The sequence below is a fragment of the Methanocalculus sp. genome (genome assembly GCF_029762515.1).
GTDB lineage: Archaea > Halobacteriota > Methanomicrobia > Methanomicrobiales > Methanocorpusculaceae > Methanocalculus.
Genome location: NZ_JARVGN010000006.1, coordinates 1 through 14,914 on the forward strand (window position 1 = coordinate 1; position 14,914 = coordinate 14,914).

13 protein-coding genes and 1 tRNA gene are annotated in these 14,914 nt (G+C 48.4%); 9 read left to right on the top strand and 5 right to left on the bottom strand.

The genetic code is table 11. The features are described 5' to 3' along the window. Positions 1 to 47 precede the first annotated feature (47 nt). Positions 48 to 788 (bottom strand): SagB/ThcOx family dehydrogenase, encoded by a 741-nt coding sequence (locus tag QCH34_RS00455; RefSeq protein ID WP_300328248.1) that lies wholly within the window; start codon positions 786 to 788, stop codon positions 48 to 50. 93 nt (positions 789 to 881) lie between these two features. Between QCH34_RS00455 and QCH34_RS00460 the strand changes: the two genes are divergently transcribed. Beyond that, positions 882 to 3,038, top strand: a complete 2,157-nt coding sequence (locus QCH34_RS00460) for a PAS domain S-box protein (protein ID WP_300328251.1) — start codon at positions 882 to 884, stop codon at positions 3,036 to 3,038. A gap of 55 nt (positions 3,039 to 3,093) precedes the next feature. On the opposite strand, the gene QCH34_RS00465 is transcribed toward QCH34_RS00460, so the two are convergent. Then, on the bottom strand, positions 3,094 to 3,849 hold the full coding sequence (locus QCH34_RS00465; protein ID WP_300328254.1) for a hypothetical protein: 756 nt from the start codon (positions 3,847 to 3,849) through the stop codon (positions 3,094 to 3,096). Positions 3,850 to 3,981: 132 nt separating this feature from the next. Between QCH34_RS00465 and QCH34_RS00470 the strand changes: the two genes are divergently transcribed. The 5 genes from QCH34_RS00470 (at position 3,982) to serS (ending at position 8,597) form a co-directional block, all read left to right on the top strand. Then, positions 3,982 to 6,000 (top strand): thioredoxin domain-containing protein, encoded by a 2,019-nt coding sequence (locus tag QCH34_RS00470; RefSeq protein WP_300328259.1) that lies wholly within the window; start codon positions 3,982 to 3,984, stop codon positions 5,998 to 6,000. Between the two features lie 55 nt (positions 6,001 to 6,055). Beyond that, on the top strand, positions 6,056 to 6,388 hold the full coding sequence (locus tag QCH34_RS00475; protein ID WP_300328262.1) for a hypothetical protein: 333 nt from the start codon (positions 6,056 to 6,058) through the stop codon (positions 6,386 to 6,388). Positions 6,389 to 6,481: 93 nt separating this feature from the next. Next, entirely contained in the window at positions 6,482 to 6,670 is a 189-nt protein-coding gene (locus QCH34_RS00480; protein WP_300328267.1) for a CxxC-x17-CxxC domain-containing protein, read from the top strand. Positions 6,671 to 6,960: 290 nt separating this feature from the next. Next, the gene (locus tag QCH34_RS00485; RefSeq protein ID WP_292735060.1) at positions 6,961 to 7,161 is read left to right on the top strand and encodes a CxxC-x17-CxxC domain-containing protein; all 201 of its coding nucleotides are present in this window, start codon (positions 6,961 to 6,963) and stop codon (positions 7,159 to 7,161) included. A 158-nt stretch (positions 7,162 to 7,319) separates the two neighbouring features. Continuing rightward, a complete protein-coding gene (gene serS / locus QCH34_RS00490) occupies positions 7,320 to 8,597 on the top strand; it encodes a serine--tRNA ligase (protein WP_300328273.1) in 1,278 nt (425 codons plus the stop codon). On the opposite strand, the gene QCH34_RS00495 is transcribed toward serS, so the two are convergent. Further along, entirely contained in the window at positions 8,582 to 9,787 is a 1,206-nt protein-coding gene (locus QCH34_RS00495; RefSeq protein WP_300328276.1) for an FAD-dependent oxidoreductase, read from the bottom strand. The two genes, serS and QCH34_RS00495, sit on opposite strands and share 16 nt — an antisense overlap. Positions 9,788 to 9,880: 93 nt before the next feature. Here QCH34_RS00495 and QCH34_RS00500 point away from each other — a divergent pair, with 93 nt between their 5' ends. The 3 genes from QCH34_RS00500 to QCH34_RS00510 all read left to right on the top strand — a co-directional run bounded on the left by QCH34_RS00500 (position 9,881) and on the right by QCH34_RS00510 (position 13,647). After that, on the top strand, positions 9,881 to 11,530 hold the full coding sequence (locus QCH34_RS00500; protein ID WP_300328279.1) for a DUF87 domain-containing protein: 1,650 nt from the start codon (positions 9,881 to 9,883) through the stop codon (positions 11,528 to 11,530). 77 nt (positions 11,531 to 11,607) lie between these two features. Next, positions 11,608 to 11,838: a rubredoxin gene (locus QCH34_RS00505; protein ID WP_300328282.1), complete on the top strand. Its 231-nt coding sequence runs from the start codon at positions 11,608 to 11,610 to the stop codon at positions 11,836 to 11,838. 225 nt (positions 11,839 to 12,063) lie between these two features. Further along, positions 12,064 to 13,647, top strand: a complete 1,584-nt coding sequence (locus tag QCH34_RS00510; protein ID WP_300328285.1) for a tetratricopeptide repeat protein — start codon at positions 12,064 to 12,066, stop codon at positions 13,645 to 13,647. A gap of 62 nt (positions 13,648 to 13,709) precedes the next feature. On the opposite strand, the gene QCH34_RS00515 is transcribed toward QCH34_RS00510, so the two are convergent. Continuing rightward, positions 13,710 to 13,794, bottom strand: a tRNA-Leu gene (locus QCH34_RS00515). A 215-nt stretch (positions 13,795 to 14,009) separates the two neighbouring features. Further along, on the bottom strand, positions 14,010 to 14,914 hold a 905-nt coding region (locus QCH34_RS00520), incomplete at its 5' end, for an AI-2E family transporter (protein WP_300328288.1).

Genomic DNA, 14,914 nt, shown 5'->3' on the forward strand with positions numbered 1-14,914 from the left:
GATGGAGATCCGGCAGAGAACTGATCTTTTGGGATATCACATTCTCCTCACATTTTCTTCTTGCCGACTGTTGCGAGGTAGATGACAAACTCCTCTATCCCGTCTGCCCCGATAATCCGTGCCATCTCTTCGTCATCGAACGCTCCTATGGCACAGGTGCCGCAGCCAATCTGCTCACCCGCAAGGTAGAGGTTCTGGCAGATATGTCCGGCATCGAGATGGACGAGCCGGTATGCCCGCTCACTGTATCGCCAGCTCATCCGGTAAATAACACATGACCAGATGAATGTGACAGCAGATGATCTTACAAACGGCTGGCCGAGGCAGGCGGACATCACTTTATCAACAATCCCTGATGATGTATCGATCTCAATCAGGCGGTGCGAGAAGGCGAGATACCGGTACAGTCCCGGTGGGATTCCCTCTACACGGTTGATCAGGAGGTACGTCTCACATGCATGGCGGCCTCCGGCAGAGGGCACGGTTCTGAGAGTGAAGTGGGGTGCCCTGCTATCCATTATCCCCTGGGTTGACCAGAGGAGGTACGCAAGCTCCTCAAGAGCCAATGATTCCTGTGAATAAGTGCGTATGGAACGGCGGGCTTCGATAACCTCCAGAAGAGAGGTTGTTGAATCATGAACACGATCAATCGGCGGCAACTGAATGAATGTTCCATCTTCAGGATAAGGCTTTTCAAGTGGGGGCGGAGCTGTACCCATCTGCTGATCTGATGCTGTCAGATGCATATACCGGGTCATCTCCATAAAAAATCTGCCAGCGTTCTGCATACCGTCTCTATGATCAGCGGAGATTATGAATTATCCTATCAACAATAGAACAATAGACGAAGAATTATTACAGACTAGCTCCTCATGCTGAATATGCCCGATAATCCTGATCTCATTTCAGCTCTCTATATCGAAGACGATGGTGCCTTGCGAGAAATATACAGGGGATTTATCGAAGATGATGGGGATATCATCGTTGCAACTGCACGGAAAGAAGAGGCAGCTGAGATCCTTGATACATTCCAATTTGATGTTATCCTCTCTGAATATCACCTTTCTGAGAGAGAAGGAACAGACATACTCCTTCACCAAAAAAAGAAAAATGACAAGACCCCCTGCATCATTCTCTCCAGCCAGAATGATGCAGATACCATTCTCCGGGCATATAAACAGGGGGCAGTTGATTATATCAGGAAATCAGAAGATCCTGCGAGTATAGCAGTCATTATAAAAAACAGGATCAGAGATGCTGCATTGAAGAGAAGGAGGGAGAGAGATCTTGAGAGATACAGACTTCTCCTTCAGGCAACACTTGATGCCATACCTGATATTATCGGCATCCAGACGCCGGATCATAAGATTGTCTATTACAATCAGGCGGGGTACGCATTTCTGAATAAGCGGCCGGATGAGGTGAGAGGGAGACGCTGCTTTGTGTTGATCGGGCAAAGTCGACAGTGTGACATCTGTGCAACAGAAAAGGCCCTTCGTTCAAAAAAGCTGGAAAGGGTAGAGAAGTACCTTCCTGAGCAGGATCGCTATCTGGATTGCCGATCCTACCCGGTTCTGGATGATAATGGAGAAGTAATCTTCATCGTTGAGCAGATCTCTGATATCACCGAGAGGAAGCGCGTTGAGGAGGAGATCCGGAGCATCGCAACCGAGTATGAAACAGTCTTTAATGGAACACAGGATTGCATATTCCTCCTCAGGGTGACAGATGATGGGAAGTTCCGATTCATCCGTAATAATCTCGCACATGAGAGTGCAACGGGACTGACAACAGAGATGTTACATGAGAAGACACCGGAAGAGCTCCTGGGTGAAGAGGCTGGATCAGTTGTATCAGAGAACTATCAGCGGTGTCTCGATACCAAAGGGCCGATCATCTATGAAGAGACACTAATCCTTCCCGCTGGTGAAAGAACATGGGAGACACTCCTTACACCAGTTATTCGTGATGAAAGAATAACGCATATCGTCGGATCGAGCAGGGATATTACAAACCAGAAGCGGATTGAGATGGAGCTCCGGTTGAGTGAAGAGAGGTACCGCGACTTCTTTGATAATGCCAATGTGATGATCCAGAGTGTTGATGAAGAGGGGCGTTTCATCTTTGTTAACAGGACATGGAAAGAGAAGATGGGTTTTTCAGATGAGGAGATAGAGAACCTTTCTCTCTTTGAGATAATTCATCCGGATTCCCTTGCTCACTGCCAGAGCATATTTCAGGATGTTCTCTTGGGAAAAGCGGTGAGTGGGGTTCAGGCGGTCTTTCTTACAAAAGACAGGCGTCGGATCCATATCGAAGGGAATGTCAATTCATTCGTCGAGGACGGAAAGCTGAAGACAAGAGGGATATTTCAGGATATTACCGGGAGGAGAATTGCAGAGGAGGCAGTTCGAATTGCAAATACAAAGCTCCAGCTTCTTTCCAGCATCACGAGACATGATATCCTCAATGAGGTGATGGTGTTGCTCGGTAATCTGGAGTTTGCCGAAGAGAAGAGTGATGATCCGGAGGTAGGGAAATATCTGGAGAAGGTGAGGGAGGCGGGGAGAACAATCCAGCGCCATATCGAGTTCACCCGCCTCTATGAGAACCTTGGTATCAGCGAGCCGGAATGGCAGAAGCTTGCTGCGCTTATTCCGAAATCAAAAGATCCGGTAATAATCACAAATAATTGCACAAGCATCTCAATCTTTGGAGATCCGATGCTTGAGAGGGTCTTTTCAAACCTTCTTGATAATACCATTCGTCACGGTGAGCATGCCACCACCGTGACCATTGACTGCCGCCGGAGTGATGAGGATCTTCATATCATTTGGAAAGATAACGGAGTCGGTGTTGCCAACGATCAGAAAGACGCCATATTTAAACGCGGAGTTGGTAAAAATACCGGTTTTGGACTCTTCCTCTCTCGGGAGATCCTCGCGATTACCGGCATGCTCATGAGGGAGACAGGCACCCCCGGTGATGGGGCACAGTTTGAGATAATTATTCCAAAAGAGGTGTATAGCTTCAATTAAAAAACGATTCTCCGGGGAGATCAAAGAGATCTCTCCCATTCTCCTGCCGACTCTTTTATTCTACGGGTGAGAATATAACAGACCAGCTGCCATCACAGACGACGTTAAAGAGATAATTGCCGCCTTCTTTGATTGTAACAGGAACCGTTGTTGCATAATCCCCGACATAGAGTTCAAAGTCGTCATTCCGTAGCTCGTGGAAGGGAAGGGGTGCAACACTGTCACCATCCATCAGGAATTTTCCATTGTAATCCATAAGCCATACACTGATGACAGTCAGATTCTCACCTGTAATCTGAGAGCTATAATTTCCAGCCGGGATCATGAAAAACGGAGTGGCTTTGTTGCCGACACCAGTAAATGTCTGTGGTGGGATCCCATTGATCATCTCAGGGAAGCCGAAGGTAAGTTTCCAGGGTGCCGTCTGGCTGACTTCAACTGTTGCATCGGCTTTCTCAGAAAGCATGAATGCATATGTCCAGCGGTAATGCCCGTCAATAATTGCATCAGACCGGACTTCAGGAGTATAATTACCTTCAACCATAATGGCATCTTTCTCGCCTGAGATAGAGACTCTTGATACACCGGGTTCTGATCCATCTGACTTCTCGATTTCGAGTGTAATCAGGTGAACACCAGCCAAAAGGGGCATTACGGTCTTCTGATCCCCGGCTCCTGAGAAAGAAACAGCACCATCGTTTGTGAGTGCAGCTGTCGGTGTTGTAGTGGGCGTTAGAGTGGCTGTTGGAAGCGGAGCCTGTGGTCCGGTCTCCTCGCCAACACACCCTGCAAAAAGTATACATCCTGCCAAAAAGAGAAATAAAGCGATATGAAGCGTTAATCCACGTCTTTCCATATCAATACAATACTCAATTAAGGTATATACCGATTTCTCTCTGCCCGCAGGAGAGGATTAATAGCATATCAGTTGCGATTATCCGGTATGGCAAACCGGCTTCTGGATGAGAAGAGCCCCTATCTCCGTCAGCATGCAGAAAATCCAGTTGATTGGTACCCGTTCTCTGATGAGGCATTTGAGAAGGCACGGGAAGCGGATATTCCGGTCTTTCTTTCAGTCGGATATTCAACCTGCCACTGGTGTCATGTTATGAACAGGGAGTCATTCTCCAGTCAGGAGGTGGCAGAGGCACTTTCAGGGAGGTTTATTGCGGTAAAAGTGGATCGCGAGGAACGCCCGGAAGTCGATCGGATTGCAATGATCGCCTGCCAGCTGATGACAGGAAGCGGGGGGTGGCCACTCACACTGGTTCTGACGCCGGATAAGCGGCCCTTTTTTGCCGGGACCTATATCCCAAAAGACCCCCGGTATGGAAGTGCAGGACTTCTCGTAATCCTTGATCGGATCTGGGAGTTATGGCAGGAGAGGCGCAAAGATGCTGAGAGACTTGGGAGGCGTGTCGAAGGAAATGTTCAATCATACCTTGCCGGAGATATACTGGTGGCAGAGAGGTTTCAACAGGAAGAGAATCCCTCAGATGCTGCATATGATTCCCTCCTGAGAACATTTGATCGGGAGTATGCCGGATTTGGAGATCGTATGAAATTTCCCTCACCCCACTGTATCAGCTTCCTTCTGCGTCACGGGAGTATGGCAGGCATTCCACAAGCCACAGAGATGGCACTTGCAACTCTTCATGCAATGAGAAGAGGCGGGATAAACGATCAGGTTGGTGGCGGCTTTCACCGGTATACCACCGACAGGCAATGGAAGATCCCTCATTATGAAAAGATGGCTTGCGATCAGGCTCTCCTTCTGCATGCTTTTTCCGAAGGATACTCGGTATGCGGCGATATTCTCCTGAAAGAAGAAGCACTCCGAATTGCAGCTTATATAAAAACCGATCTCACATCACCAGAAGGGCTTTTTTATACAGCGGAGGATGCTGAGAGCGGAGGAGAAGAGGGTGGCTTCTATCTCTGGTCAAAAGAGGAGATCCGATCACTTTTTGATGAGGAAGAGGGAGAAAAAGCTGCCAATTTCCTGCTTGGAAATGCAGCCGATAAAGAGAAGCTTCCCCTATCCCTCACCTCTGAAAATGATGATTCTTCATGGCTGCCCGGAGTGAGAGAAAGACTTGCTGAGGCTCGCAGAACCCGTCCCCGCCCTTTCCGTGATGAGAAGATTCTCCTCGATGTGAATGGGAAGATCATTGGTGCCCTGGCACGCTCTGGTTTTCTCCTCAGGGAACCGGAGCTCATTTTGAGAGCTGAACATGCCTTTTCAACGCTTCAATCAGTCTTCAGTGAATTCGGAGGGTCGCTCTTCCATTCCATGATAAATGGTACAATCACCTCATCTGCCTACCTCACAGATTATGCTGATCTGATTGCAGCATCAATTGAGCTCCATCAGGGAACGCAGAAGTCTGAATATCTTCTATTCGCAGTTGAATATACAGAAGCAGCTATTCGCCACTTTTACAATCCCAAAAGCGGATGGTTCTGGTTTGAAGCAGGTGATACCACACTCTTCAGGACACGGGATACTGAAGATTCTGCCGGGCCATCAGGTAATGCAGTGATGCTTCATAACCTTCTCCTCCTCAACAGAATTACCGGAAATCCGGACTTTTGGGAAATTGCTGATTCAATGATGTCGAGTCTGCAACCTGCCTTCCTCCAGCACCCAAATGCCTATATCCATAGTATAAGTTCATATCATCATCTCTCTCCTGCCGCAATCGATCTGGTAACTACCGGTAAAAGCGGGATATTTGATGATGCAATCAGATCATCCGGCAACCTGCTTGCAACCCATCTTCACCTCTCGCATACTCTCGAAAAATTCAATGAAAAAATGCCAAAATTTCAGGATTACCCAACAGATACCGATGAACCTGTTGCCTATCCATGCAGGCAGGGAGGCTGCCTTCCACCGGTACGGGACCCAGATGAACTCAGAGAACTGCTCCATTCTGCATTTCATCACACTCCCGTGTAGTCGTGTCTGGACAGAGTCGAAGGGTTCAATAGTGACAGCATCATAATTCTTCCCCATGACAACAGAAGAGAGACAGGGACGGTTTGTCAAAGGCCGGTATGTCATTGATGAAGAGCCAGTGGCGGCGGCACAGGAACAGGGATCTACAGGAGAAGAAGCTTCTCACGACACCACATCAAAAACCCCATCCATCGAAGATCTCATCCAGCTCACCTCAAAAAATGTGGAGTTGACCGTTGAGAGTGTTATTGTCCTTGGTAAAAAGCTCTTCATGACACAGGAGGGACGTGACCATATTGAGAATAAAACCCGCCAGATTGGTGACGAACTCCAGAAGACTGTTGGTGAGCTTGCAGAAGCTGCAAAAAGAGCAATTGAGAAGAAATAGGTGAACGGAAGGATTGTTGCTTCTTGGGATGGTCTTTTATAGTCTCGGGATCAATATTTTTTTGCAGAACCTAAAAACTGCATGAGCTAAACAATGGAAGAAAGAAATTTTGGCGGCCGGGGTAACTTCGGCGGCCCAAGAAGATTTGATGGTCCACGTGAGATGTCAAAGGCAGTCTGTTCAGATTGCGGTTGCGAATGTGAAGTCCCCTTTAAGCCAACAGAGGGCAGGCCAGTCTATTGCAGAGACTGCCTCCCAAAGCACCGGAAACCCCGGTTCTAATCTTTTTTTCCGCCATCTCTGAAAGAGTGGCATTCATTGTGATTGATTAATACCCAGATTCACAGATATCAATGATTTTGAAACACACCACACTCCCGCTATCATGTATCACCTGAGGATTCTCTTTATTGAAAGAAAGGTTCATTATGGATTCTATACTTCAAAATACAAGGAATATTGAGTTTTTTGACTGAATCTCCGGGCTTCATCCCAACAGCTCTCTCCTCAGTATCTTATGAGGGTATTTTATACTAAAAGAACATATATTATGTGCAGAACTTAAAAACTGCATGAGTTATACAATGGAAGGAAGAAATTTTGGCGGCCGGGGTAATTTCGGCGGCCCAAGAAACTTTGATGGTCCACGTGAGATGTCAAAGGCAATCTGCGCAGATTGCGGTTGTGAATGTGAAGTCCCCTTTAAGCCAACAGAGGGCAGACCCGTCTATTGCCGTGACTGCCTCCCAAAGCACCGGAAACCCCGGTTCTAAATACCTTTTTTTAAACATAGTCCGCTTACCCTGCGCGGAGTCATGTATCTTCTGATCATTTAGTGATCCACATCTCTCCTGAAAGCTTCCGGTGAAAACCATAAACACCTTGCATACAGAGATCATAGATAGATTCTCTTCAGATGAGGGTGGCTTACTTGCTTGATATTAAATTTGTACGTGAATATCCCCAGACGATCAAAAACGATCTGATCAAAAGAAATGATTCAGAGAAACTTTCCTGGGTTGATGACCTTTTAGTGACCGATAAGAAGGTGCGGGAACTGAAAGTCGAGATCGACCAGCTTCGCCAGCGGAGAAACACCATCTCCCGCGAGATCAATACCGAGCGGAAAGCGGGTCGTGATACCTCAGCTCTATTGGCAGAGGCAAAAGCACTTCCTGAGAAGATAAAAGAGCTTGATTCGGTGAAAGATGCAGCTCTTGAAAAGGTCAGGTACTACCTGATGCGGCTTCCAAATATCCTCGATGAAAGTGTCCCTGTTGGTGAAGATGAGAGCGGAAATGTTGAGATACGGAAGGTCGGTATAAAGCGTGAATTTTCCTTTCCCATAAAAAATCACGGTCAGCTTGCTGTTGAGAGGGATTGGGCCGATTTTGAACGGGCAGCACGTGCAGCAGGTGCAGGATTCTCTTACCTGAAAGGAAACCTTGCACTCCTTGATATGGCACTTCAGAGATATGCAATCGACCTCCTGGTGAAGAAGGGCTTTACCCCGATCATCCCCCCGTACATGATGAACCGCTCCTCATATGAAGGAGTGACCGATCTCTCGGATTTCGAGGATGTCATGTACAAGATCGAGGATTCGGAATCATACCTGATCGCAACAAGCGAGCATCCCCTCTGCGCGATGTATCAGGACGAGATCTTTGAAGAGAAGAATCTTCCACTCAGGTTAGCAGGACTCTCCCCCTGTTTCAGAAAAGAGATCGGATCTCACGGGATCGATACAAAAGGGCTCTTCCGCGTTCACCAGTTCCATAAAGTCGAACAGTTTGTCTTCTGCAAGCCGGATGATTCTCCTGCTATTCATGAAGAACTCCTTGCAAATGCCGAGGAGCTCTATAGAAATCTCGGCCTCCCCTACCATGTCGTCCTTATCTGCACCGGTGACATAGGAACGGTTGCTGCAAAGAAGTATGATATCGAGGTCTGGATGCCACGGGAAGAGGCATACCGGGAGGTTGTATCCTGCTCGAACTGTACCTCATACCAGGCTGTCCGATTAGGAATGAGGATGCGTGATCCCGATGATTTCGAGACCAAACATCATATTCACACCTTAAACTCAACTGAAGTGGCCACCTCCCGAACAATCCGGGCCATCCTTGAGAATTACCAGTACGAAGACGGCTCTGTTGAGATTCCACACGTGCTCAGACCGTATATGAACGATCAGGAATTCCTCTGATCTCTCACATTCATTTTTTCTACAGCATATCTGGCAAGGGCGATTATTGCCAGAATTGGCGGGGCACCGGGTGCAGACGGAAGTACTGATGCATCGCAAACAGAGAGTCCCGGAATAGCTGTCTCCAGATTCAGATCAACCGAGACGCCGATTCTTGCTGTTCCGCAAGGATGCGAGCCCCTGAGGGGAGTGGTCACAAATGTCGCCGGATCGGCGCCGGCTTCTGTGAGTATGGATGCAGCATATGTGGAGCCACAAATAAGCCGCCCTGCATCACGCACCGTGACGTTCTTCTGGATTGTTTCATGTACAGATCCGAAATCCTCATCCCTGATCTTCACCATCATTCCGATGATATCTTCTGGCTGAGCGGGGATCCCTTTGTCATTCATGATGGCATGAAGAGGGCGTGAGTAATGGGGAAGGATGATTCCACCATCAAAGGGGATATACGCCCCCATAGGAACATCACGGTTCATGCCGATGTCTGGGAGATAACCTCCAATTGAGACGAAGGTATCGGCAAAGAGAGGGGCTGTAGGAAGTGAGAGGGCAGTCAGAAATCCGGGTGTTTCCAGCGCCCCTGCTGCCAGCACTACACGATCATCCCAGAAGATCTCATTTCCGCACCTGACCCCGGCTGCTTCGCCATGACGGATGATCACCTCATCTGCAACTCTCTCTGTGATCACCCGTGCTCCAAACTCTTCTGCTTTTCTGATAAATTTTATCGCTGACCACCGGGCATCAAATGGACACCCAAAAGCACAGAGCCCGTCCTTGCAACAGAGATCAGGATTGATGAACTTCGGCATCCGATGTACAGGCAGGCCGATTCTGCAAGCAGCATCCATCAGTCGGCGGGTACCATCACCAAGCAGATCATCGGGGAGCAGCTGTACATCAAGCTCTTTTTCAACAGCTGCATAGTGATCTCTGAGATCGATTCCAAGAGCCTTCAGCTCTTCTTCAAGGCAGCGGAGTGCATTGCCGCCGGAGACCATCGTTGTCCCGCCAAGGCAGAAGGTGCGCATCAGGCGAACACCGGCATCGACATTTGCATAATAGTGACCAGCATCTTTTCCCGGCACTTCCGGACCCCGTTCAATAATAAGAACATCATGGCCAGATTCTGCAAGATACCTGGCAGCAGCTGCACCACCGGCACCAGATCCGATCACTATCGCCATGATGATCGATAGGGGGAAGCGAAGATTAAGTATCTTCCCAATCGATCAGCCCCAACTGTTAACTCTTTCTCCATCCATTTTTCTGTAGATAGTATGGATCTGGGCGTTGGACGGGTAGGAGATCAGGATCTTGGCATAAGTGCGCAGGAGCTGGTTACGGGTAGGACATGCGTTATTGCCCAGTCAGGAGCCGGGAAGAGCTGGGGAATAGCTGTTCTTTGTGAACATCTCTGCAAATCATATCTTGGATTCTGCTTAATTGATACCGAAGGCGAATATTTCTCCCTTAAGGATCGGTTTCCAATCATCTGGATTGGATCTGATGAAAGCTGTGATTACGATATTGAATCAGTTGATCTCCATTCGGTTTTGCGGGATGCAATCCTATCCTCACGGTTTGTTGTCTTTGATGTATCAGAAGTTGATATGCGGGCAAAAGCAACAGCCCTTGTGAACATCCTCTATGAGCTTGAATCAGAACTGAGGAGACCGTTTCTGCTGATCGTTGAAGAAGCTGACAAATTTATCCCGCAATCCCGTGACTCCATCAAGATGATCGAGGAGATCTCCCGCCGTGGAAGAAAACGCGGACTCGGCCTTCTGGTGGCAACCCAGCGCCCTTCTCTTGTCCAGAAGAATGTGCTCAGCCAGTGCAACAATCAGATTATCGGCAAACTGACAATTGACAACGATCTCAAGGCTGTATCCCATTTCTTTGATGCACGGAAAGAGGTTGAGGAGCTGATAACTCTTGATCCCGGTGAGTTTTTTGTGATGGGAGGACTTGTCCGGGAGAAGATCCTGATGAAATTTGGAGATCGGGAGACACAACATCGGGGGGTTACGCCTCAGATTCTCCCCGGCAGGCCTCATGAGAAGAAAGAGGCAGAACCAGATCCAATTCCAGAGGCAAAGCCGGAGAGCCCTCCGGAACCACAACCTGTACAGGTAGAAGCAGAAGACGCAGATCAGGTTATTCTGAGTGGAGGGCCTGTTGATGAAGAGGATGGGACAAAGAATGCCATCCCGACACTCCTTCAACGCGATGAGGCGCTCAGGGTTGTACAGAGCCTCTGCAAAAGGAGTTTCTGGAGACGAGCGTATCTGGATCGGATCATCTCTCTGGATCGGGTATCGTGGCCACTGCTCTCGGTTGAGGTGAAGTACCATGGTGGTATCCTGAAGAAGACGACGAAGCGCTCATCATTCATCCTGGAGGGATTCCACGGAGACAGAGCCGATCTCTCGGATGGCCTGATGGTGCGGCCGGGTTTCTCCGAGCTGATCGGGCTTGATGAGGCGGCAGTTGCGGTTCTGAAGATCCTGACGACTGCCGGGCTGACAGCGCTTGAGATCGAAGCTGATGCCGGCCTTATGCCAGCAGATGTAAAAAAAGCGTTGAAAAGCCTCCAGAAACAAAAACGTATCACCACGAAGAAGACAGAAGAAGGAGTCATTGTTTACATACCCCTTCTCGAAAAGCCGATCCCAAAACTCTCAAATCTGAACCAGTTACAAACCATGAAACTCACCACCCTCTCCGGAGAGAGCAGAGGCCCTTCATTCACTGAAGATGAACTCAGAAAGATCATCAAGGGTCTTGAAAGAACAGCCGAAATAACAAAGATCAAAGTGATCTTTTATCCGGTTTATGAAGCTATGATCGCATCAGATTCTGGTGAGCGGCGGATCTTTATTGATGGGGTGACCGGGCGCGAGATCAATGGAATGCCTCACCCCTGACAGAACAGGGGCTGATTACTGCCTTTTCCATCTATTTGGAGAGGAATTTATATCATAAACAACGTCTTTGAAAGAATATGGAAGAAATGGATTCTTTTCGATGCCTTGTATGCGGGTTTATTTATGATCCAAAACGGGGCGATCCACGACGGGGAATTGAGCCTTTAACCGCATTCGAAGATCTTCCTGATGATTATACCTGCCCGGTCTGCGGGGTATCCGTCCTGACACAGAACTCTGCTTTTGTCAGGATTGAAACTGCCGGGCAGACCTGTGGGCCTGACGGGGCTTCCTGGAACGGTGCATAAGCGGCGAACTGCCCATAGACCGGATTTTGCTTTTCATATCTCAAGTTGGTCACAGATACTCCCTGGTGATTTTCTTTGAATCCGGTTCAATGCACTCTTATGAATAAGAATGTGCTCTTGTACACTTCATATTTCCCCTGACTATCTGGAAGTCATGTAAAGTTTTATCTGAAAAACCATAATTATCTGCAATAGCAGTATAAATGATACATACAGGTGACTGTCATGGATCGGGGTAACACATTAGGGCTTGCACTCGTTCCAGTCATCATTCTCCTTCTCGCATTTTCGCTTTCAGCGGGATGTGTTGATCAGGCCCGGGAGTTAACCAGCCAGGGTGTTACACTTGCAGAGGCAGGGCTCTATTATGAAGCCATTGATGCATTTGATCAGGCACTTGAGATCAATCCCGGGTACATACCCGCCTGGATGAACCGGGGTGATGCCTATCGTGAACTCGGCGATCCTGATGAAGCACTTGTTTCCTATAATCGTGCTCTTGCCATTGATCCTGAGAATGGAGATGCCTGGTTTATCCGTGGAGTGATCCTTCTTGACCTTGGGAGAACAGATGATGCATTGGATTCATTCAGGGAAGCTCTCACTCTCGACCCTCTGCATACTGAAGCCTGGAATAACCGGGGTCAGGCACTCATTGCCCTTGGAAGATTCGAGGATGCGCTTGATTCATATGATGCGGCACTTGCAATCGATCCGGCCTACACCGATGCCTGGGTTAACCGCGGGTTTGCTTATTCACACCTCAAAAGGTATGATGATGCAATTGCCAGTTTTGATAACGCTCTTGCAATAGAGCCGGGGAATCCGGGTATCTGGAAATCACGTGGTATCATCCAGGCAAATAACGGAAGATACGACGAGGCGATTCAATCGTTTCAAAAAGCACTCGCAATTGACCCGACAGATGCTGAAATCTGGTTTAAAAGGGGAGTGATGTATGAAGAGACCGGACGTGTAGCTGAAGCGATCTCCTCATTTGAAACAGCAATCTCCATCAATCCAGATGATGCCGACATATGGTATCAGTATGGGAGCGCTCTTCGGAAAAACGGACGTTTCGATGATGCGATTTCGGCATACAACAGGGTGCTCACAATCGACCCGGACTATCCCGGAGCAACCGTATCGGAAGAAAAGAAGAATACCTGGATCGTAGGGGCAATTGTGCAGGAATACTACAAAAGCCATACCTACAGCGAGATCGACTTCTTTGTCTGTACAGACATGTCGATTGGTGTCTGGAATATGATAGAGACACGGGGGATCAATGCAGTGATTGCTGTTGGAAATATTGATGATGCAGCTGCCTCTCCGACACAATATAATCATGCATGGGTTATGGCTGAGATCGCTCCCGGCACCTGGCTTGCCCTTGAGACAACAGGCGGCTTCACCGTGACACGCGGGAATAATCGGAATTATTACCAGGGATTCTTCTTCGATAATCCTCGTGAATTCAAGGACTATCTTGACCTGATGACCCGTCATAATGACCAGGTTGAACGGTTGCGGAACACTCAGGCAGACTACCTCGATGCATACACTACATGGAAACGAGAGGTCGATTATTACAATACGCTAGTGGATGAGCTGAATACCTATGTCGGCAGACAGCTGACCCATACAGAATACCAGTATGCACAGAGCCTCCAGGAAAGAGTCAACTCACAGAGGACGATCGTGGAAAGAGAGCAGTCCCGGCTTGGCCTTCTTGAAGAGGCAGTGAAGAGGGAAGAGGCTTTGCTCCAGAGTTTCATCAGCCAGCGGCCGCAGAAGCAGTATTTGTGAGAGTGGATAAGGAGTGCAATTAAACGTTTTTCAGGGAATATTACCACTCACAAAAGGCAAAATGCGAGGGACCGGATTCGAACCGGCGAACCCCTACGGGACTGGGTCCTAAGCCCAGCGCCTTTGGCCTGGCTTGGCAACCCTCGCTCAGAATTAATAATGCAAATGAATCTGCACCATGCATATTTGCCTTCAAATGATAAAAATAGAAGCCTCGATATTCTGCATTTCTTTTAATGGTGAGCAAAAAGATGGTATGGCGCTCCGGCGGCAGGGAGAGGAATCACCCTCTTCAACTCCTCCCCACAAACTCATTATGACTCTTCCTTCTTCACACCATCACGCGATAACGGGTGTATTCGCTACGATACTGCATTCTCCTCTGCTTTTGCAGCCTTCAGCTCCCTGATCAGGATCACATACCCGGATACTACAAGTGCGATGATGAGTGGTCCGAGGATAAAGCCGATGAGTCCCATCACTGCAAGGCCGCCGAAGAAGCCGATCCACATCAGGAGAGGACTGAGCTTGGCTCGCATTCCCATGATAAGAGGGCGGAAAACGAGATCCGGGACCGCACAGACGATCGGATAGCCTATTAACGCTATAAGAGCCGCACCCCTCAGATCCCCGATGGATAGTGCATAGATTGCAAGGAAGATCATCAGGAGTGAGGGCCCCAGGATCGGAATGAGCTGGAACAACCCTGCAATTGTCGCATAAAAGAGGACGTAATCATATCCGAGGAAATAAAAGAATGGAATGGCGAGGAGAAATGTGATGACTGCCGTGATCACGTGCACGACATAGATCGCATAGAGGGTTCCAACTGCTGTTGTTGAGATCTCCTTCACTCCCGAGGAGAGGCGGCCGGGGAGTGACTCGACGATCTCTGTGTAGATCTCATCCCCTTTGTAAATGAATGCCATGAGGGCCATCAAAAAGACCACGCACTTGACAAGGATCATCGGTGCCTGGTAGATCAGGGCTGATGTCCATTCGGAGAACGTGTCAAGCTGGAGCATGATCCACTCACTCATCTCACTCTGCCCGACTGTGGGGGTTCCTGTTGAAGCAAGTGAGGAGACCCATTCAAGGATTGTATTGATGATATACGATATATATTCAGAGTGAGTATAAAAAATAGTTATTGTGAAACCAATTGCTGACGTTACCACAAGAAGCACAAGCGATGCGATAAGGAATGAAGAGACAGCCGGATTTATCACACGGATGAACTTCCGGTGAATGGGAAGAAGAACAACAG